General features: G+C 66.5%; 16 protein-coding genes. 8 read left to right on the top strand and 8 right to left on the bottom strand.

The annotated features are described in order from the left end of the window. Positions 1 to 2 precede the first annotated feature (2 nt). The 6 genes from KT882_RS11900 to hemC form a co-directional block, all read right to left on the bottom strand. A complete protein-coding gene (locus tag KT882_RS11900) occupies positions 3 to 338 on the bottom strand; it encodes a DUF5335 family protein (RefSeq protein ID WP_228895891.1) in 336 nt (111 codons plus the stop codon). A 128-nt stretch (positions 339 to 466) separates the two neighbouring features. After that, a complete protein-coding gene (ppa, locus tag KT882_RS11895) occupies positions 467 to 1,009 on the bottom strand; it encodes an inorganic diphosphatase (protein ID WP_161074928.1) in 543 nt (180 codons plus the stop codon). A gap of 149 nt (positions 1,010 to 1,158) precedes the next feature. Further along, positions 1,159 to 2,355, bottom strand: coding sequence for a heme biosynthesis protein HemY (locus KT882_RS11890; RefSeq protein WP_161074927.1), 1,197 nt, complete (start codon positions 2,353 to 2,355; stop codon positions 1,159 to 1,161). A 3-nt stretch (positions 2,356 to 2,358) separates the two neighbouring features. Beyond that, entirely contained in the window at positions 2,359 to 3,546 is a 1,188-nt protein-coding gene (locus KT882_RS11885; protein WP_161074926.1) for a uroporphyrinogen-III C-methyltransferase, read from the bottom strand. Beyond that, the gene (locus KT882_RS11880; RefSeq protein ID WP_161074925.1) at positions 3,543 to 4,316 is read right to left on the bottom strand and encodes a uroporphyrinogen-III synthase; all 774 of its coding nucleotides are present in this window, start codon (positions 4,314 to 4,316) and stop codon (positions 3,543 to 3,545) included. Before KT882_RS11880 ends, KT882_RS11885 begins: the two co-directional genes overlap by 4 nt. A 22-nt stretch (positions 4,317 to 4,338) precedes the next feature. Then, a complete protein-coding gene (gene hemC / locus KT882_RS11875) occupies positions 4,339 to 5,409 on the bottom strand; it encodes a hydroxymethylbilane synthase (RefSeq protein WP_161074924.1) in 1,071 nt (356 codons plus the stop codon). Positions 5,410 to 5,503: 94 nt separating this feature from the next. Here hemC and ppc point away from each other — a divergent pair, with 94 nt between their 5' ends. The 4 genes from ppc (at position 5,504) to KT882_RS11850 (ending at position 12,775) form a co-directional block, all read left to right on the top strand. Continuing rightward, positions 5,504 to 8,335: a phosphoenolpyruvate carboxylase gene (gene ppc / locus KT882_RS11870; protein ID WP_407682036.1), complete on the top strand. Its 2,832-nt coding sequence runs from the start codon at positions 5,504 to 5,506 to the stop codon at positions 8,333 to 8,335. A gap of 238 nt (positions 8,336 to 8,573) precedes the next feature. Next, positions 8,574 to 10,184, top strand: a complete 1,611-nt coding sequence (locus tag KT882_RS30645; protein ID WP_187358847.1) for a methyl-accepting chemotaxis protein — start codon at positions 8,574 to 8,576, stop codon at positions 10,182 to 10,184. 162 nt (positions 10,185 to 10,346) lie between these two features. Further along, positions 10,347 to 11,366 (top strand): PEP-CTERM sorting domain-containing protein, encoded by a 1,020-nt coding sequence (locus KT882_RS11855; protein ID WP_161074922.1) that lies wholly within the window; start codon positions 10,347 to 10,349, stop codon positions 11,364 to 11,366. A 155-nt stretch (positions 11,367 to 11,521) separates the two neighbouring features. After that, complete coding sequence (locus tag KT882_RS11850; protein WP_161074921.1) at positions 11,522 to 12,775, top strand: PAS domain-containing sensor histidine kinase; 1,254 nt, start codon at positions 11,522 to 11,524, stop codon at positions 12,773 to 12,775. Positions 12,776 to 12,841: 66 nt separating this feature from the next. On the opposite strand, the gene rpoD is transcribed toward KT882_RS11850, so the two are convergent. Beyond that, positions 12,842 to 15,370 (bottom strand): RNA polymerase sigma factor RpoD, encoded by a 2,529-nt coding sequence (gene rpoD / locus KT882_RS11845; protein WP_161075138.1) that lies wholly within the window; start codon positions 15,368 to 15,370, stop codon positions 12,842 to 12,844. Between the two features lie 343 nt (positions 15,371 to 15,713). On the opposite strand from rpoD, the gene KT882_RS11840 reads away from it, so the two are divergent. Together KT882_RS11840 and KT882_RS11835 are read left to right on the top strand one after the other, a co-directional pair. Further along, positions 15,714 to 16,172: a ProQ/FINO family protein gene (locus tag KT882_RS11840; RefSeq protein ID WP_161075137.1), complete on the top strand. Its 459-nt coding sequence runs from the start codon at positions 15,714 to 15,716 to the stop codon at positions 16,170 to 16,172. After that, a complete protein-coding gene (locus tag KT882_RS11835; RefSeq protein ID WP_161075136.1) occupies positions 16,172 to 16,852 on the top strand; it encodes a 3'-5' exonuclease in 681 nt (226 codons plus the stop codon). Before KT882_RS11840 ends, KT882_RS11835 begins: the two co-directional genes overlap by 1 nt. Before the next feature lie 7 nt (positions 16,853 to 16,859). On the opposite strand, the gene KT882_RS11830 is transcribed toward KT882_RS11835, so the two are convergent. Continuing rightward, on the bottom strand, positions 16,860 to 18,278 hold the full coding sequence (locus KT882_RS11830; protein ID WP_161075135.1) for an aminotransferase-like domain-containing protein: 1,419 nt from the start codon (positions 18,276 to 18,278) through the stop codon (positions 16,860 to 16,862). A gap of 103 nt (positions 18,279 to 18,381) precedes the next feature. Here KT882_RS11830 and KT882_RS11825 point away from each other — a divergent pair, with 103 nt between their 5' ends. Together KT882_RS11825 and KT882_RS11820 are read left to right on the top strand one after the other, a co-directional pair. Beyond that, entirely contained in the window at positions 18,382 to 19,119 is a 738-nt protein-coding gene (locus KT882_RS11825; RefSeq protein ID WP_161075134.1) for a c-type cytochrome, read from the top strand. After that, positions 19,116 to 20,390 carry a c-type cytochrome gene (locus tag KT882_RS11820; RefSeq protein WP_161075133.1) on the top strand — a complete coding sequence of 425 codons (1,275 nt, stop codon included), beginning with the start codon at positions 19,116 to 19,118 and terminating at the stop codon, positions 20,388 to 20,390. The genes KT882_RS11825 and KT882_RS11820 overlap by 4 nt, the downstream gene beginning before the upstream one ends. The last annotated feature ends 13 nt before the right edge of the window (positions 20,391 to 20,403 follow it).

The following is a 20,403-nucleotide window of genomic DNA, read 5'->3' as shown; positions in this document are numbered from 1 at the left end:
AATCAGGGTGGCGGTAGCGGCAAGGGATCGCGCAGCTTGACGATGTGGCGCACATTGTCGCCGTCGATCACTTCCATGCTGGCCAGCCGGCCCAGCTCAACGTCGACGAAAATGGTCTCGGGCTTGCGGATCATATGGCCCAGGCCTTCCACCGCGATCGACAGCGCATCGCTTTTCGGATCGTAGCTGATGCCCAGCAGCGGCACCCAGTCAGCCTCGACCTGGCTGCCGATGGACATCGCCTCCACGTCGATCTCGGCGCTCATGCCCTCGAGCTGCCGGGCAACCCCATCGAAATAAGTCTGCCAGGCACGCTTCTCGATTCGTGACATAGTCATGATGCTCTCCTCCCACAGCTTACGCTTGCTGTAGATGGATAGACCGGATCGCGCGCCAAAGATTCCGTACCGGCGAAAAAAAACACCCGGCCTTGCGGCACGGGTGTTCTTCACCGGCAAGCGGGCAATTAGCCAGCTGCGTTTTCTTTGTTGTAGTTGGCCACGCCGTTCAGGATTTCCTGTTTGGCTTCTTCCGGGCCGTACCAGCCTTGCACTTTCACCCACTTGCCTGGCTCCAGGTCTTTGTAGTGCTCGAAGAAGTGCTGGATCTGCTGCAGGCGCAGGTCTTGCAGGTCTTCCGGTTTTTGCCAATGTTTGTAGATCGGCAGCACTTTATCGACCGGCACGGCCAGCACTTTCGCGTCTTCACCGGCTTCGTCGCTCATTTTCAGCACGCCGATGGCGCGGCAGCGCACCACCACGCCCGGGATCAGCGGGAACGGGGTGATCACCAGCACGTCGCATGGGTCGCCGTCGTCGGACAGGGTGTTAGGCACGTAGCCGTAGTTGCATGGGTAGTGCATGGCGGTGCCCATGAAGCGGTCGACGAAGATCGCGCCCGATTCCTTGTCCACTTCATACTTGATCGGATCGGCGTTCATCGGGATTTCGATGATGACGTTGAAGTCGTTAGGCACGTCGCGGCCGGACGATACTTTATTCAGGCTCATATTTTCCTCGTTTGCTATGCTGGGAGATTGCTTTTGGATAGTCTAACCGCGTAATTATAGCGAAGTGGACAGCACTTGTGCGCCGCAGCAGGAAACGGCGCAGAAAAAAGCCCGTCGCAAGGACGGGCTCTTCAGGGAATGGCAGGCATTTACAGGATGGTGGCCAGCGCGCACTGGCGGTAGTGGCTGGCCGCTTCCTCGGGCTGCTGCAGCGCTTCGTGCATCTGCGCCAGCTTCAGGTGCGACTCGCGCACCATGCGCGGGTCTTCCGCGTCCGACAAGGCCTGCTCCAGGTAGCGCTGGGCCTTGCCCCACAGTTTCTGCTTCAGGCACAGGGAGCCCAGCGTCAGCGCCAGCTCGGCGTCGGTCGGACGTTCCTGTATCCAGCGCTCGCAATGTTCGATCTGGGCCAGCAGGGCCGGCGTGCCGGCCGGGGCGGCTGCTTCGCGGTAGGCCCGCACCACGCGGTCGTCCCAGTTGGCGGCCAGCGCTTCCTCGGCCACCACGCGCGCCGCGTCGTGCAGGCCGCGCGCGTTCATGGCGGCGGCGGCGCGGCAGGCGACGTAGGGTTTCAAGCGGTCCGAGTTCGGAATGGTGGACCAGACGCGCTGCACCGATTCGGCGTCGTGCGACTTGTCCGACAGCAGATCGTCATAGGCCAGCTCGCGCAGGCGCGCCGACAGCGCCGGGTGCAGCGCCTTGTGCTTGTCCAGCGAGCGCACCAGGCGCAGCACTTCGGGCCAGTTCTTGGCCTGCTGCTGCGCCTTGAGCGACCATTGCAGCGCGTGGATATGGCGCGTGCCGCTGGCGTTCAGTTCACGCACCGCTTCCAGCGCCGCTTCCGGCTGGTGGTCGTCCACCAGCAGCTCGGTCATGGTCATCAGGCGCGCGGTTTTCAGCGTGTTGTCGCCGGCGGTCTGGGCCAGCCAGTTGTCGCGGCGGTGGTTCTGGCGCATGCGGTGCGCGGCGCGCGCGCCGATCAGCGCGGCCACGCCGGCGTTTTCAGGCAGCTCGGCGGCGCGCAGCGCAGCCTTCTCCGCATGGCCGAAGCGGCCTTCGAACAGGGCCTTGAGCGCGTCGCGCAAGCCCTTGTTGCCGTCGCGCTCGCGCTTGCGCAGGCGGTAGGCCGCCACGCGGCCCGGCATCTGCATGGTGCTGCGCAAAGCGCCTATCACCAGGTACAGCAGCGCGAACAGCGCCAGCATCAGCACCACGAACAGGTTCAGCGACAGGTCGATGCGATGCGGCGGATAGAACAGCACCACATTGCCCGGATTGAAGCGCGCCGTCACGGCAACGCCGATGGCCAGCGCCATCAGTGCGAGTAACCAGAGGAAGAAACGCATGGCTTAAGGCTTCGCTTTGTAGTTGCGCACGGCGTTCAGGCTGTCGGCCAGCGTCGGCATTTCGATGGCCAGGTTGCTGCCCTGGACCTGGCGCAGCAGCGCCTGCACCGCCAGCGTGCTCTTGGCGCGCGTGTCGAAGTATTTGGCCAGCGCTTCCTGGGCGGCGATCAGGTCGCCGCGGAAGGCGGTCTCGTTGCGCGACAGCAGCGCCATGCGGGCGTTCAGCAGGCGCAGTTTCAGGTTCTCGCGCAGGAAGTAGGCTTGCGACGGCGACAGCATCAGCGCGTCCGGCGTATCCACGCTGCGCACGCGTATCAGCTGGCGCACGTCGGACCACATGTCGGTACTCCAGGTGCTCCACGCGTCCTGCACCTGGTGCAGCCACGGGCTGGTTTCCTCGGCCGGGGCGCTGGCCTCCTTGACGGACTTGGCGCCTTTGCCGGCAACGGCGGGCTTGGCGGCCACGCGCACTTTCTTTTCAGGCGCGGCGGGCAGCGTGGGCTTCTCGTCAGCCAGCATGGGCAGCGTGTCCACTTGCGCCATCACGTTGTCCAGGCGCAGCGCGAGGCCGACCGAATCCACGCTGGGCAGCGCTTTCAGTTTCTCGGTGTCCTTGGCGATGGCGCGGCGGATGGTGATGAATTGCGGTTTGTCCGAACGCGACAGGCTGCGGTCGGCGTTTTGCAGCGCGATCAGCGCGCCCTGCACATTGCCGGCCAGCTGCAGCTGCTGGCTGGCGGTCGACAGCACTTGCTCGATCTCGGCCAGCGCCCATTCGTCGCGGTTCTTGGACAGGTCCTGGTACAGCTGCTCCAGCGCCAGTTGCTGGCTCTGGGCTTCGGTCTGGCGGTTTTCCAGCAGCGCCACTTTAATCTGCAGTTCCTTGGCGCTCTCCTGCACGGTGCGCGCCAGGGCGCCGGTTTCGGTATTGACGACATCGCCCTTTTGCAGGCGGCGCGCCATTTCTTCGCGCAGGTTGCGCATCTGGTTGTGCGAAGACCAGGTCTGCGCGGCCAGCAGGATGCCGAGCACGATGACGGCGATGGTCAGCGGGCGTTGCAGGGTGTCGGCGACGCCGGGGGCGGCAGCAGCTGGGGCGGCGGCAGCAGGTGCGGCGGCGGCCGGCGGGGACTTGTCCGCCGCGCCGTCGGGCAGCGCAACAGGGTCGGGTTGGGTAGGCAAATCGTTCATGGACGTGATTGTAACGCGGCCAGCAGGCGTTCGTCGCCTGATCCTGTCTGCGTGATGCTATGGAAGCCCAGGCCGTTTGCCGTTTGGGCAATGCGGGCGTGGGGGACAATTAAATGCTGTTGTTGCAACTTTACAACGGCGCTGGCGCCGCCGGGCAGCTGCGCGGCCAGCTGCAGCAAGCCGCGCAGCGCCTCGGAACTGGTGATGACCCAGTCGGCCGGGTGCGCCAGCAGGCGCTCCAGCGTGGCGCCCAGCGCCGGCGTCATGGCGGGCGTGCTGCGGCGGTAGGCCGCCACCACGGTGACGTCGGCGCCGGCGGCGCGGAAGGCGTCGCCCATCAGCTCGCGGCCGCTCTCGCCGCGCACGATCAGCACGCGCGCGCCGCGCAGCGCGTTCAGGTCCAGCGCCTGCAGCAGGTGCTCGGTGTCCGCATGGGCCGGATTGGCGGGGCTGGCGATATGGGCGTTGGCGTCGGTCACGCCGTGCGCGGCCAGCGCGGCGCGGCTGCCCTCGCCCACCACGGCCGCCGTCACGCCCTTGGGCCAGGCGCTAATGTGGGCGAAGGCGGCGTCAATGGCGTTGGGCGACACGAAGGCCACCAACGCGTAGCCGGCCAGACCGGCCAGCGTGGACTGCAGCAGCGTGCTGTCGGCCAGCGGCGCGATCTCAAGCAGCGGCAGCACCTCCACCGGACGGCCGAGCGCAGCCACGCGCGCAGCCAGCGGCTGCGCCTGCGCTAAGGGACGGGTAATGACGACGGTGGCGGGCATCCGGTGCTGGCGAGTCCGCGCGTCAGACGCCGGAACGACCGCCGGTGGGCTCGCCGGGCTGCGTATGGGCGATGTCATCGGGGCTGCCGGGCTGCGGCGCGGCTTGCGGCGCGGCTTGCGGATTGGCTGCGGCCGCGTCGGCAGCGGCGGCGTCGGCCAGGCACGAGGCCAGGATGGCGACGGCGTCCTGCTGGCGCAGCAGCTCGGCCACGTCCTGCCCCAGCTGTTCGGCGCTGGCGGCATCGCCGCGCACTTCGGCGCTGGCCATGCGCGCGCCGTCCGGCGTGGCGACCATGGCGCGCAAATACATGCTGCCGTTTTCCACCGTGGCGTAGGCGGCCAGCGGCACCTGGCAACTGCCGCCAAAGACCTTGGACACCTTGCGCTCGGCCGTCACGGCCTGCGCGGTGGCCAGGTGGTTCAGCGGCGCGAGCAAACGCATAAGGTCCAGGCCGTCGCTGCGTTCAGCAATCTCGATCGCCATCGCGCCCTGCCCGGCTGCGGGCAGGCTGCTTTCCGGCTCCAGCAGCGCGCGGATGCGCTGCGGCAGGCCCAGGCGTTTCAAGCCGGCCGCGGCCAGGATGATGGCCGCATAGTCGCCGCGGTCCAGCTTGCCCAGGCGGGTGTCCAGGTTGCCGCGCAGCGGCTTGATCACCAGCTGCGGATAGCGCGCCGCGATCAGCGACTGGCGGCGCAGGCTGCTCGTGCCCACCACCGCGCCGGGCGGCAGTTCGTCCAGCGAGGCGTAATCGTTGGAGACGAAGGCGTCGCGCGGGTCTTCGCGCTCCAGCACGGCGGCCAGCGCAAAGCCCTGCGGCAGCTCCATCGGCACGTCCTTCAGCGAATGCACGGCCAGGTCCGCGCGGCCCTCGGCCATGGCCACTTCCAGTTCCTTCACGAACAGGCCCTTGCCGCCGACCTTGGACAGGGTGCGGTCCAGGATCTGGTCGCCACGCGTGGTCATGCCCAGAATTTCTACGCTACACTGTGGATACAAGGCCGACAGGCGCGCACGCACATGCTCCGCCTGCCACATGGCAAGGCGGCTCTCGCGCGAGGCGATCACCAGTCGGGAAGGAAGCTCTTGAGCCATATCGGAAGTATTCAAAGCCTGTTCTTTCGTATCGTGCATGGTTTTATATTTTGCGAGACTGCAAATTTTATCATGCGCGCCCCATTCGAGAATCATGCATAGGGCATATACCATGGTTGCATCCGCAGCAGACACCGGCGCCGACAAGGACGCGCCGCTGAAAGAAGACATCCGATTGCTGGGCCGCCTGCTGGGCGACGTGCTGCGCGCGCAGGAGGGCGAGGACATGTACGCGGTGGTGGAAACCATACGCCAGACCGCCGTGCGCTTCCGCCGCGAGGCCGACGCGGGCGCGGCCAAAGAGCTGGACGGCATGCTGAAGATCCTCACCCGCGAGCAGACCATCACCGTGGTGCGCGCCTTCTCCTACTTCTCGCACCTGGCCAATATTGCCGAGGACCAGCACCACATCCGCCGCCGCCGCGCCCACCTGCTGGCCGGCTCCCGGCCGCAGCAGGGCAGCGTCAGCTTCGCGCTGTGCAAGCTGGCCGGGGCCGGCGTGGACGAAGCCACCGTGACCCGCTTCTTCCGCCAGGCCCTGATCTCGCCGGTACTGACGGCCCACCCCACCGAAGTGCAGCGCAAGTCCATCCTGGACGCCGAGCACGATATCGCCCGCCTGCTGGCCGAGCGCGACAGGCCACTCACGCCCAAGGAGCAGGCCGCCAATCTGCACCTGCTGCGCTCGCGCGTGGCCACGCTGTGGCAGACCCGCATGCTGCGCTACTCCAAGCTGACCGTGGCCGACGAGATCGAGAACGCGCTGTCCTACTACCGCATCACCTTCCTGCGCGAACTGCCCGGCCTGTACGACGACATCGAGGCCGACATCGCCGCGCAGTATGGCGGCCCGGACGCCCCGCCCAGCGCCATCGCCGCGTCCTATGTGCAGATGGGCAGCTGGATAGGCGGCGACCGCGACGGCAATCCCAACGTCAACGCCGCCACCATGCGCCACGCACTGGCGCGCCAGGCCACCACCATCCTCGACTTCTACCTGGACGAAACGCACACGCTGGGCGCCGAGTTGTCCGTCTCCACGCTGATGGTGCGCTGTACGCCGGCCCTGCAACTGCTGGCCGACTCCTCCACCGACAGCTCAGACCACCGCAGCGACGAGCCTTACCGGCGCGCGCTGATCGGCATCTACGCGCGCCTGGCCAGCACCGCGCGCGCCCTGGGCGCGGCCAACATCCTGCGCCAGGAGGTGGGCCACGCCGAGCCCTACGAGAACGCGGCCGCCTTTGCCGCCGACCTGCAGATCCTGATCGATTCGCTGAACGCCAACCACGGCGCCATGCTGGTGCAGCCGCGCCTGTCCACGCTCAAGCGCGCCGCCGACATCTTCGGCTTCCACCTGGCCTCGCTGGACATGCGCCAGAGCTCGGACGTGCACGAGCGCGTGCTGGCCGAGCTGTTCGCCAAGGCGGGCGCCGCGCCCGCCTACGCCGAGCTGGATGAGGAGGCCAAGGTGGCGCTGCTGCTGGCCGAGCTGGGCCAGCCGCGCCTGCTGTACTCGCCCTACATCAGCTACTCGGCCGAGACCGAGTCCGAACTGGGCGTGCTGCGCGCCGCGCGCGAGATCCGCCAGCGCTACGGCGCGCGGGCCGTGCGCAACTACATCATCTCGCACACCGAGACCGTGTCCGACCTGCTGGAGGTGCTGGTGCTGCAGCAGGAAACCGGCATGCTGCGCACAACGGACCAGGGCAGCGCGCTGGACCTGATGGTGATCCCGCTGTTCGAGACCATCCCCGACCTGCAGCGCGCGGCCGGCATCATGCAGCGGCTGATGGCGCTGCCGCTGGTGCGCCGCCTGGTCGAAGCGCAGGGCCTGGAGCAGGAAGTCATGCTGGGCTACTCGGACTCCAACAAGGACGGCGGCTTCCTCACTTCCAACTGGGAGCTGTACAAGGCCGAGCTGGGCCTGGTGCAAGTGTTCGCGCAGGCCGGCGTGAAGCTGCGCCTGTTCCACGGCCGGGGCGGCACCGTGGGCCGGGGCGGCGGCCCCAGCTACGAAGCCATCCTGGCCCAGCCCAAGGGCACGGTGAACGGCCAGATACGCCTGACCGAACAGGGCGAAATCATCGCCTCCAAGTTCTCCAATGCGGAAATCGGCCGCCGCAACCTGGAGCTGCTGGTAGCCGCGACGCTGGAAGCGAGCCTGATGCCGCCGGCGGCGGACGACGCGCAGCAGGGCCAGCTGGCGGGCTTCGAGGCCGTGATGGCGGAGATTTCCGAACGCGCCTACCGCGCCTACCGCGACCTGGTGTACGACACGCCCGGCTTTACCGACTACTTCTTCGCCGCCACGCCCATCGCCGAGATCGCCGAGCTGAACCTGGGCTCCCGGCCCGCCTCGCGCAAGTCCACGCGCCGCATCGAAGACCTGCGCGCCATCCCCTGGGGCTTCTCCTGGGGCCAGTGCCGCCTGCTGCTGCCGGGCTGGTACGGTTTCGGCAGCGCCATCGGCGGCTGGATAGGCGAAGGCGACGGCGCCGATGCCAGGCTGGTCCAGCTGCGCGCCATGTTCCAGCACTGGCCCTTCTTCGCCACCCTGCTGTCGAATATGGACATGGTGCTGGCCAAGACCGACCTGGCCATCGCCTCGCGCTACTCGCTGCTGGTGCAGGACGCGGCGCTGCGGGAGCGCATATTCAAGCGCATCACCGCCGAGCACGCGGCCACGCTGGCCTGCCTGGAGCGCATTACCGGCGCCAGCGAGCGGCTGGCGGGCAATCCGCTGCTGGCGCGCTCCATCCAGAACCGCTTTGCCTACCTGGACCCGCTGAACCACTTGCAGGTGGAGCTGATCAAGCGCCACCGCTCGGTGGGACACGATCCGGGCAAGGTGGACGAACGCGTGCACCGGGGCATCCACCTGTCCATCAATGGGGTGGCGGCAGGCCTGCGCAACACCGGCTAACCCCAAGCAATACACGATGCGTTAGCGCAACGCATCGTGAAAAACCGTGAAATTGTGACATTTGGAGAGAATTGCACCAAAGTACAATGACAACACCATGATGCTAAGAATATATTGAAGGTGAAGCTGGCCTTGCGGCCAGCGCCCTTCGCGCCCCGCCCCCGCGCGAATCCGGTTTCCGGCGCCTTGCCGGTTGCAGCCCCTCCCCGCTGCAAGTTCACCAGATCAAGACTACATCATGAAGAACCTGACTATCAGAACGCGCCTGACTTTCGCCATGGGCTTTCTGTCGCTGCTGCTGCTGGCCATGGGCGCGGCCAGCCTGTACAGCCTGGGCAGCACCAACGCCTCGCTCAAGACCGTGTACGACGACCGCCTGGTGGCCATGGGCATGCTGTCGTCCGTGATGGAACAGCAGCTGCGCAGCCAGGTACGCTACGCCAAGGCCGTGGGCGCCGGCCCGGAAGAGGCGGCGGCCAATCTGGCGGAGTTGCGCAAGCATATCGACAAGGCCGACGCCGAATGGACCGCCTACATGGCGACCTACCTGACGCCGGAGGAAAAGACCCTGGCGCAAGGCTATGAAACCGGCCGCAAAGCCTACTACGAGCAAGCGCTGGCCCCGGCCGTGGCAGCCGTCCAGGCCCACAACGCCGAACAGGCCGACGCCCTGTTCAAGGGCGCCATGAGCAAGCTGTTCACGCCCGCCCGCGAAAGCCTGCGTGAACTGATGACGCTGCAGCTGACAGTGGGCAAGAGCGAATTCGAAGGCGCGCAAAGCCGCTATACGGCGTTCCGTTTCATGGCCGTCGCCGCCATCGCCGCCGGCGTGCTGCTGGCGGCCGGCATGTGGTACTGGCTGGTGCGCTCCATCTCGGTACCGCTGGCGCAAGCAGTCAGGATCGCCAACGCCGTCGCCGAGGGCGACCTGACGCAGCAGATCGAAGTCCTGTCCACCGACGAAACCGGCCAGCTGACCAGCGCCCTCAAGCACATGAACGAAAAGCTGCTCGACATCGTCGGCCAGGTGCGCACCGGCACGGATACGATCGCCACCGCGTCGGCTGAAATCGCCGACGGCAACCTGGACCTGTCCTCGCGCACCGAGCAGCAGGCCAGCTCGCTCGAGGAAACCGCCTCATCGATGGAGGAACTGACCTCCACCGTCAAGCAAAACGGCGAAAATGCGCGCCAGGCCAACCAGCTGGCCGTGAACGCCTCCGCCATCGCCACCCAGGGCGGCGAAGTGGTGGCGCAGGTGGTGCGCACCATGGGCGACATCAATGCCTCGGCCAAGCAGATCGAAGCCATTATCAGCGTAATCGACGGTATCGCCTTCCAGACCAACATCCTTGCGCTGAACGCGGCAGTGGAAGCGGCGCGCGCCGGCGAACAAGGGCGCGGCTTTGCCGTGGTGGCCTCGGAGGTGCGCAACCTGGCGCAGCGCTCGGCCAGCGCGGCCAAGGAGATCAAGACCCTGATCGACTCCTCGGTGGCCAAGGTGAACACCGGCAGCACGCTGGTGAACCAGGCCGGCGCCACGATGGAGCAGATCGTCGCCAGCGTGCGCCAGGTGACGGAAATCATGGGCCAGATCACGGTGGCGGGCAGCGAGCAGGAAGCCGGCATCGAGCAGATCAACCAGGCCATCACGCAGATGGACACGGTGACGCAGCAGAACGCGGCGCTGGTGGAACAGGCTGCCGCTGCGGCGGCGTCCATGCAGGACCAGGCGGGCAAGCTGGAAAAGTTGGTTAGCGTTTTCAAGCTCACCGGGCAGCAATCCGCCGCCGCCGCGCGCCCTGCCGCACAGCGCCGCCTGGCGCTGGTTTCCTCTATGGCTGGGTGATTTGACATCTTTTCACGCAGGCAATGTCGATTTCTTTTACAGGTGCCTGCGTGAAGAAAACGTTAACTCTTGGTAACTTACTGATTACATGTAAATTTTTCCGACAGGCACGAGTTATGCATGCTTCCTGCATGCTACCCACCACCCCGTCAGGAGAAAGCCATGAATATCAAAAAGGTCTCCCGCGTGGCGCTGATGGCCTGCCTGCTGCTTGCAGGCGCCGCCAAAGCTACCACGCTTGAACTGCCCAACATCAATCCACTGTCCGCCACGACCTACAACAATTTCAATGTGTATTCGCTGGACCTGCTGAAAAAATGCTCGGCAGATCCGCGCTGCCAGCCCTCCGGCCCACTCCCCGTGGATTCGAGCCCGGGCCAGATCGCAGACCAGGCCATCATCCTGACCGCAGCGAATGGCACCAACGTCAACAATTTCCCCTCCCCGTTTACTGCCGGCCAGGCAGTGGACGACTCCTTCGACACGTCGACCTCGTCCTCCGGCAGTTTCTCCATGACCGACACCGGCGGCGCTTTTGCCGGCGACCTGGCGAACCGCTGGGATATCAATCTGGGCCTGCTGAAAACCTACCTGGGCAGCAATGACCTGGTCTTCTTGTTCGACAACAACCAGTCGGCCAACGGCGGCGCGCAATTCATCAGCATCTGGGGCCAGGCGCGCATTTACGACAACCTCGGCAATATGGTCAGCTGCTTTGAGATCAGCACCTCCGCCACCAATTCCGGCTGCCATGGCGGCGCCGATCCCACGCCCGCCACTGCCGACTACCTGAACGTCATCAGCGACTTCTGCGTCGACAAAGACACCGGCGCCAGCTACAACCTCGGCGGCGCGCACAATGCCGGCGATTGCCCGGTGGACGGCCTCCACCCTGCCGGCGGCTATCAGGTCAACAACAACCTGAGCACCAGCCAGGCCGAGTTCGCGGCCTACAACAAGGCCTTGAGCGATGCGGCCAAATCGTCGGCCAACAACTACACCTTGTCGGTCAATATCAAATATATCGGCCAAGGCGCCGGCGCCGAACAACTGTGGATCTGCAGCGCTTGCGACGTGAACGACGAAACCACCCGCATTCCCGAACCGGGCACACCCTTCCTGATCGGCATCTCCCTGCTCGGACTTGCCGTAGCGCGCCGCCTTCCCAAAAGGGGCGCGTAAGACTTCAATCAGCACCGGGGCGGCGCCAGGCAGGGCCGCCCCATCCTCCCGCCAAGCCGGTAGCATCCGCAAATCATTTCCGTGCGCCAAATTCACGCCATTCCGTGCTATACATGGTAGATGGCAAAATATCAACAACGGAGTACAATCCACGGATGTTTCCAGAACTCACTATTCCGTTGACGCAAACGGCTGCAGCCGGGGCCGCCCTGCTTGCCGCAATTTGGCTGTGGCGCCGCGCCGAGGCGGCGCGCCGCTCCGCCGAAAACGAACTGGCCCGCCTGCGCCAGCAACTGGCCGCCTGCGAAAAAGGCGCAGCCGAGCTTGCGCGTAATGAACACCAGCTGCGCGAGGTACTGGAAAAGCTGCCGCTGGCGCTGTTCCTGAAGGACGCCGAGTCCCGCTTTGTCATGATGAACGAAGCCTGCGAGCAGGCCTTCGGGCAGCGCTACGCCACCCTGGCGGGCACGCACGGCGGCGCACACTACCCGCCCGAGCAGCAAGCCGGCTTCCTGGCCGCCGACCGCGCCGCCTTCGAATCGCGCCGCCTGTGGTGCGACGAGGAATGGCTGTGGCACGCCGGCCTGCAGCAGGACCGCCGCCTGCTGACCTACAAGCAGCCGCTGTACGACGAGCACGGCCAGCCCGCGCTGCTGGTCGGCATGTGCGTGGACGTGACCGAGCGCCGCGCCGCCGAGGACGCGCTGCAGTCCACATTGCGCCAGCTGCGCGAACTGAGCGACCTGCAGGAAACCGCGCGCGGGCAGGAGCGCCACCGCCATGCGCAAACCCTGCACGACAGCCTGGGCCAGAGCCTGATGGCGCTCAAGCTGGACGCCAGCATGCTCGCCAGCGCCAGCCGGGCCAGCCATCCGCGCCTGCACGCCCATGCCCAGCGCGTCCAGGGCACGCTGGACAAGGCCATCCACACCGTGCGCTCGCTCATCAACGACCTGCATCCCAGCACGCTGGAGCTGGGCCTGCCGGCCGCCACCGACTGGCTGCTCAAGCAGCAGGAGCGCGGCGGCGGCATGCACTGCCAGCTGCACCTGATCAGCGACAGCGCCGTGCTGGCGCAGCCGCAAACCTGGGCCATCTTCCGCATGATCCAGGAGGCGCTGTACAGCATCCAGGCGCACGCCCAGGCCACCCGGCTGGACGTGTCGCTGGACCTGCGCGCCAGCGCGCTGCTGGTGGTCATCAGCGATAACGGGCTGGGCTGCTGGGCGGCGGGCAGCCGCCGCGCCACCCTTTCCATGCTGGCCTTGCGCGAGCGCGTCTCGGCCCACGGCGGCCAGCTGACCGAAGACAACACGCCAGGACGCGGCACCACCCTCACGTTCATGTTCCCCGGAAATGAAAAACGGGAGGCCGCAGCCTCCCGTTTGAGTGATTCCGTGCGCGCCTGATGGCGCTCCCGCACGCGTAGGGCGGGTTAGCGGGGCACGCCCCGCGTAACCCGCCACCGCCACCGCTTAATGCGTGGTCAGGAAAGTCTTCAGCTTGTCCGAACGCGACGGCTGGCGCAGCTTGCTCATGGCCTTCGCTTCGATCTGGCGGATACGCTCGCGGGTCACGTCGAACTGCTTGCCCACTTCTTCCAGCGTGTGGTCGTTCGACATTTCCACGCCGTAGCGCATGCGCAGCACTTTCGCTTCGCGCGGGGTCAGCGAGTCCAGCACTTCCTTGATCACATTGCGCATCGAGGCGTGCAGCGCGGCGTCCAGCGGCGCCAGCGTGGTGTTGTCTTCGATGAAGTCGCCCAGCTGCGAATCGCCGTCCTCGCCCATCGGGGTTTCCATGGAAATCGGCTCCTTGGCGATCTTCATGATTTCGCGGACCTTGTTCTCCGGCATTTCCATCTTCACCGCCAGCGTGGCCAGATCCGGCTCGCTGCCGGTTTCCTGCATGATCTGGCGCGAGATGCGGTTCATCTTGTTGATGGTCTCGATCATGTGCACCGGCACGCGGATGGTGCGCGCCATGTCAGCGATGGAACGCGTGATGGCCTGGCGTATCCACCAGGTGGCGTAGGTCGAGAACTTGTAGCCGCGGCGGTATTCGAACTTGTCCACCGCCTTCAGCAGGCCGATGTTGCCTTCCTGGATCAGGTCCAGGAACTGCAGGCCGCGGTTGATGTACTTCTTCGCGATCGAAATCACCAGGCGCAAGTTGGCCACGGTCATTTCGCGCTTGGCGGTGCGGGCGCGCTTCTCGCCGGCAGCCATCTGCTTGTTGATCTTGCGCAGGTCGGCCAGCGGCAGCGCCACGCGCGCCTGCAGGTCTATCATTTTCGACTGCAGCTCTTTCACGGCCGGCACGTTACGGCCCAGCACGGCGCTGTAGGGGTAGGCCGAATCGACTTCGCCGTCCACCCAATCCAGGTCCGTCTCATTGCCCGGGAAGACCTTGATGAAGTGGGCGCGCGGCATGCCGCAGCGGTTCACGCACAGTTCCAGCACGGCGCGCTCGATGGAACGCACCTGCTCCATCTGGCCGCGCAGGGTGTCGCACAGCTTTTCCACCACCTTGGCGGTGAAGCGGATGCCCAGCAGCTCGGCGGAAATCACTTCCTGCGCCTTGTTGTAGGCCGGCGAACCGTAGCCGCCGGCGGCCTTGCGCATTTTCTCGAACTGCACTTCGATCACTTCGAACTTTTCCAGCGCGCCTTTTTTCAGCTGCACCAGCTGCTCGGTGGAGAAACCGGCCGCGCCGCCATTGGCGTCGCCGTCTTCCTCTTCCACTTCTTCTTCCTCTTCCTCGTCCTCATCGGACGCGGCGTGCTGGGCGGCAGGAGCCGGGGCCGGCGCGTTGCTCGCCTCGTTCAGGTCGACGAAGCCGTCCACCACTTCGTCCACCTTGAGTTCGTCGTTTTCAATCTTCTTGGCCAGGGCCACGATCTCGGCGATGGTAGTCGGGCAGGCGGAGATGGCCTGGATCATGTCTTTCAGGCCGCCTTCGATGCGCTTGGCGATTTCGATTTCGCCTTCGCGGGTCAGCAGCGCCACGGCGCCCATTTCACGCATATACATGCGGACCGGGTCGGTGGTGCGGCCGAAGTCGGAATCCACGGTCGACAGCGCGGTGGCGGCGGCCGCTTCCACTTCGTCATCGCTGGTCACGGCGGCAACGTTGTCGGTCAACAACAGGCTTTCAGCGTCCGGGGCGCGCTCGTAGACGGCGATGCCCATGTCGTTGAAGGTGGCGATAATGCCTTCGATCGCTTCCGGATCGATGATGTTTTCCGGCAACTGGTCGTTGATCTCGGCATAGGTCAGGAAGCCGCGGTCCTTGCCCATGTTGATCAGGTTCTTGATCTGCAGGCGGCGGCGTTCCAGGTCCTCGGCGGTCACGCCTTCGGTGCTCAGCGCGTCCAGGCCCTTGGCCTTGCGCTCGCGCGCCTTGGACACGGCTTTCAGTTCGGCGCGCTCAACGGCGTTCAGCGCTGCCACTTCGTCGTTTTCCGGCGTGAATTCGCTCGGCTTACGGCCACGGCGGCCCGGCACCTTCACGCCCGGCAGCAGGTAGCCCGAGGTGTCGATGGTGGCCAGGGTGGCGGCGTCGGTGACCTGGCTCACGGCCGGGGCGGTGCCCGGCGCAACCACGGTGACCGGCGCAGCTTCAATCTTGCTCTTGGCGGCGCGGGTTTTCACCACCACCGGCTTGGGACCGGCAGGCGCGGCCAGCGAAACGGCGGCCGAAGCGGCGCCGGCCTTGCGCGCCACCTTCACGGTGGCTTTCTTTTCTTCCGCCGCCACGTCGGCCACGGCGGTGGCTTCCACCAGCGCCGGGGTCGCCAGTTCAGCCGCGCCATCCGTCTCGACGATGTCGGACGCGACGGCGGCCAGGCGGGAGCGCGTCTTTTTTACAACGGTAACTTTGCCGGCAGCCTCTTGCGCATTGTCGATGACATAAGATAGAGTGGTCTTAGGTACAGCCAGTTGGGCCGCGGAACTGCGTGGGGCTTTGGCGGACAGCGTGAGGGTTTTCGGCGTTTTCGTCATTACAAATATCTCTCAATAGCAGACCCAAGGGCCGGCGGCGCGTAGTGAAAACAATGCCACCCGGGCCGGCAAGGGTCCGATGGCGCTTAGGTGTGCTGGAATGAAAAAAGCCCGCATTGACGGGCTGGCAACTATGTATCAGTGCGGAGCTGGCAAGGGATGTTCACTTCCTGTTTCGAGCTGCTGAGTACGTGCTTCATTTGGTGCGTCGGCAATTATAGCGCGTTTCAGGCCGGCGCGCACGCGCAAAATTGTGGTTGAAATAACATTTTAGCGGATCTGGCAATGCACTCCCTTCCCCAGCGTGATATGCTGGCGGCTCTTTGCTTAACCTGTGATGTCGATGAACACTAGCCTTACCCCTGAGCCAGCGGCTGCCGTTACCCCTTCGGAAACCGCGCCGGCGCTGACCGCCCGCACCCTGCTGAAGCAGCTGCAGCAGCAATTCCCTCCATTCCGCGATTGCTTGCCCCTGTCGATCGGCATCGACAAGCAGATCCTGGCCCAGCTGCCAGGCATCGACAAAAAGCTCATGCGCACCGCGCTGGGCATCCACACCGGCTCGCAGCGTTATCTGCGCGTGATGGAAAAAGCCACCGTGCGCTACGACCTGGACGGCACGGCCGGCGCCGAAGTGACCGATGTGCACCGCAAGCACGCCAAGGAAGTCCTGAAAGAACGCCTGAAGAAGGAAGCCGACCGCAAGAAGGCCGAGCGCGAAGCTGCCGCCGCCGAAGAAGCGGCCCGCCTGCGCCAGGACAAACTGGCCCAGCTGACGGCCAAGTTCTCCAAAAAAGGCTGATGAGCGACACCGCCGGCCCGGCCAGCACCGCCGCCGCGCCGGCGCCCGAACTCCCCCCGTACATCGGCATTACGCTGGCTGAAGTGCGGCTGGTGAAAACCGCTGCCGACGTGGAAGAAGCGCAGGCTGCCCTGCTGGCGGCCGACGTGGTGGGTTTCGACACCGAGTCCAAGCCGACCTTCCAGAAGGGCCAGAGTTCCGACGGCCCGCACCTGATCCAGCTTGCCACTGACCGGCTTGCCTATCTGTTCCAGATCGGCGCCACGCCCTCGCCCGCCCTGCACGCGCTGAAGGCGGTGCTGGAATCCGAGCTGACCATGAAAGTGGGCTTCGGCCTGTCCGACGACGTGCGGCGCCTGCGCGCCAAGCTCGGCATCGAGCCGGCGCGCGTGGTCGATCTGTCGGTGGCCCTGCGCGGCGGCCAGCGCAATGACCTGGGCGCGAAAAGCGCGGTGGCCAAGTTCTTTGGCCAGAAACTGCAAAAGTCCAAGAAGATTTCCACCACCAACTGGGCCAGCGCCCGCCTCAGCGAACGCCAGATCCTGTACGCGGCCGACGACGCCCAGGTGGCGCTGCGCGTGTACCGCCACTGGATCGCCGCCGGCAACGCACTGCCGCCGCAGCGCCCGGCCAAGCAGCGCCGCCCGCCCCGTCCCCGCGCACCCGCACAGGAAGTGTAGGGCGATACTACCCGCGTATCAGCTCCCCAAGCGTGGCGATGGCGGCCGCATGTTCCGTGCTCCACGGATGCCCATAATTCAATCGCAGGCAATTGCGGAATTCGCGCTTGGCCGAGAACATCGGCCCCGGCGCGATGCTGATGCCGCGCTCCAGCGCCGCCGCATGCAAGGCCAGCGCATCCGCGCCCTCGGGCAGCACCACCCACAGAAAATAGCCGCCCTCCGGATGCGTCACGCGCGTGCCGGGCGGGAAGTGCTCGGCCAGCGCGGCAAGCATCTGCGCCTGCTGGCCCATCAGCGCGGCGCGCAGCTGGCGCAGATGGCGGTCGTAGCCGCCCTGCCCCAGGTATTCGGCCAGCGCCAGCTGCGACGGCATGGCGGCAGCCAGGCTGGTGGTCAGCTTGAGCCGCTCGACCGCCCGCGCGTAGCGCCCCGGCGCCGCCCAGCCCACGCGGAAACCCGGCGCCAGGCATTTTGAAAACGAACTGCAGTGCAGAACCAGGCCCTGCGCGCCGGGCGCGTCGTAGCGCTTGGCCAGCGCGGGACGGCGCGCGCCGAAATACAGCTCGCCATAAACATCGTCCTCGATCAGCGGCACGCCGTGCGCCGCCAGCAGGCCCACCAGCGCCTGCTTTTTATCCGGCGCCATCAGGCTGCCAAGCGGGTTCTGGAAGCTGGTCATCAGCCAGCACGCTGCGGGACGGTGGCGCTCCAGCGCTGCGGCCAGCGCGCCCAGCTCCATTCCTTCGCGCGGATGCGTGGCCACCTCCACCGCCTTCAGCTCCAGCCGCTCCAGCGCCTGCAAGGCCGCATAGAAACTGGGCGACTCCACCAGCACCGTGTCGCCCGGCCGCGCCACCGCCTGCAGGCACAGGTTCAGTGCCTCCAGCGCGCCATTGGTGACCACAATGTCGTCCGCCGCCACCGCCGCGCCGTCGAGCTGGTAGCGCAGCGCGATCTGGCGCCGCAGCTCGCCGTTGCCGGCGCCCAGGTCCGCCACCGTGCTCCACGGGTCCAGCCGGCGCGTGCTGGAGGCCAGCGCGCGCGCCAGCTTGGGCAAGGGGAACAGCTCCGGGCTGGGGAAGGCGGAGCCGAACGGCACCACCCGGCGCGAGCGGGCCGCCTCCAGCACGCCGAACACCAGTTCGCTGACGTCGACGCTGCGCGGCGCGCCGTCCGGCCGCGAGGGTTCCGGTTCGGGAGCGGCCGTCGGCGCGCGGCCCGGCGCCACGTAGTAGCCCGAGCGCGGCCGCGATTCGATCACGCCGCGCGCCTCCAGCAGGTAGTAGGCCTGGAACACCGTGCTGGGACTGGCGCCGCGCCGCGCGTGCTGCTGACGCACCGACGGCAGCCGCTCGCCCGGCCGCAGCACCTGCTGCGCCACCATGTCCTCGATTTCCTGCGCCAGCGCTTCGTACAGTTTCAATCTGATCCTTGGTTTTATTGCGAATCTGAGCCTGTCAAACTTGGCAACTCAGGCGTATCCTGTCCCCTGATTCCCATCCAAAAGCTATTTTAACGGGACAGCCATGCCTACCACCCTATCGAAAGTCTGCGCCGCTGCGCTGCTGGCCTGCGGCCTGGCCGCCGCAACCCGCGCAGGTGCAGCTCCTGCAACTCCAGCGGCGTTGAAAGCCCTGCCCGACACGCTGGAACAGCGCGTGGCCGCCTGCACCGCCTGCCACGCGGCCAAGGAACGCAGCGACGCCTACTTCCCCCGCATCGCGGGCAAGCCGGCCGGCTATCTGTACAACCAGCTGGTCAACTTCCGCGAAGGCCGCCGCAAGTATCCCATGATGACGTATATGGTCGACCATCTGCCGGACGCCTATCTGCGCGAGATCGCCCAGTACTTCTCCGAGCTGCATCCGCCCTACCCCGCGCCCGCGCCGAACGCGGCAACGCCGGCCATGCTGGAGCGCGGCCGCGTACTGGCGCAGCAGGGCGACCCGGCGCTCAAGGTGCCGGCCTGCATGGCCTGCCACGGCCAGCAGCTGACCGGCGTGGCGCCCGCCATTCCGGGGCTGCTCGGCCTGCCGCGCGATTACATCAATGCGCAGTTCGGCGCCTGGCGCAACAAGATGCGCCGCGCCCACGCGCCCGACTGCATGGCCGAGATCACGGCGCGCCTGCCGGACGCCGACGTGGCCGCCGTCTCCGGCTGGCTGGCCTCGCAGCCGGCCGACGCCGACGCCCGCCCGGCCGCATCCATCGCCCTGCCGCTGCCGCTGGCTTGCGGCAGCGTTCCTGCGGAGGCCAAGCCATGAAGAAGATGCCCATCATTGCCATCGCTGCACTGGCGCTGGCGGCCGGCGCCGGCTTCATGCTGTATCCGGCCGACGACCCGCTGCCGGCGCTGAGCAGGACCGCCTCCCTGCCGCAAGCCGAGCGCGTGGCGCGCGGCGCCTACCTGGCCAAGGCGGGCGACTGCATGGCCTGCCACACGCCGCGCGGCGGCGCGCCTTACGCGGGCGGCCGCGCGCTGCAAACGCCGTTCGGCAGCGTGATCTCACCCAACATCACCCCCGACCGGGAAACCGGCATCGGCCAGTGGAATGCGGACGACTTCTGGCGCGCGCTCCACAACGGCAAGTCGCGCGGCGGCCGCATGCTGTACCCGGCCTTCCCCTACACCAGCTACACCCATATTACGCGCGACGATGCGGACGCGCTGTTCGCCTACTTCCAGAGCTTGCCGCCGGTGAAGCAAGCCAACCAGCCGCACCAGCTGCGCTTCCCCTACAACCAGCAGCTCGGCCTGGCGTTCTGGCGCGCGCTGTACTTCCGCCCTGCCGCCTTCCGCACCGACAGCGCCCAGAGCGCCGACTGGAACCGGGGCGCTTACCTGGTGCAGGGACTGGGCCATTGCAGCGCCTGCCACAGCACGCGCAACGCGCTGGGCGCCTCCGCCGACGGCCTGTCGGGCGGGCTGATACCGGTGCTGGGATGGTACGCGCCGTCGCTGACTTCGGATCGCGAAGCGGGCCTGGGCGAGTGGGCACAGCAGGATGTGGAACAGTTGCTGAAGACGGGCGTGTCGCCGCGCGCGACCGTCTTCGGGCCGATGGCCGAGGTGGTGCGCGAAAGCCTGCAGCACCTGAGCGACGGCGATGTGAAGGCCATGGCGGTGTACCTGAAGACGCTGCCGCGCAAGGAGGCGGCCGAGCGCTACGAGCGCAGCCAGGCGCCGGAAGCGCGCGCCCAGCTGGAAGCGGGGGCGCGGCTGTACACGGCGCATTGCGTGGAGTGCCACGGTGTGACGGGCAAAGGACTGCCGCCGCACTATCCGCCGCTGGCGGGCAACCGCGCGCTGCTGATGGACGAGGCGGTCAATCCGATACGCATCGTGCTCAATGGTGGTTTCGCGCCCGGCACGACGGGCAACCCGCGCCCCTACGGCATGCCGCCGTTCAGCCACAAGCTTAACGACGTGGAGGTGGCGGCCGTGGTGTCCTATCTGCGCAGCGAATGGGGCAACAACGCGCCGCCGGTGAACGGCAACGATGTGAACCGCTATCGCACCGTGCCGCTGGACTAGCCGGCATGGCGGG

The organism is Pseudoduganella aquatica (genome assembly GCF_020865585.1).
GTDB classification, from domain to species: domain Bacteria; phylum Pseudomonadota; class Gammaproteobacteria; order Burkholderiales; family Burkholderiaceae_D; genus Rugamonas; species Rugamonas aquatica_A.
The sequence above is the reverse complement of the archived record's forward strand: the minus strand, read 5'-3'. Positions and strand labels throughout refer to the sequence as shown.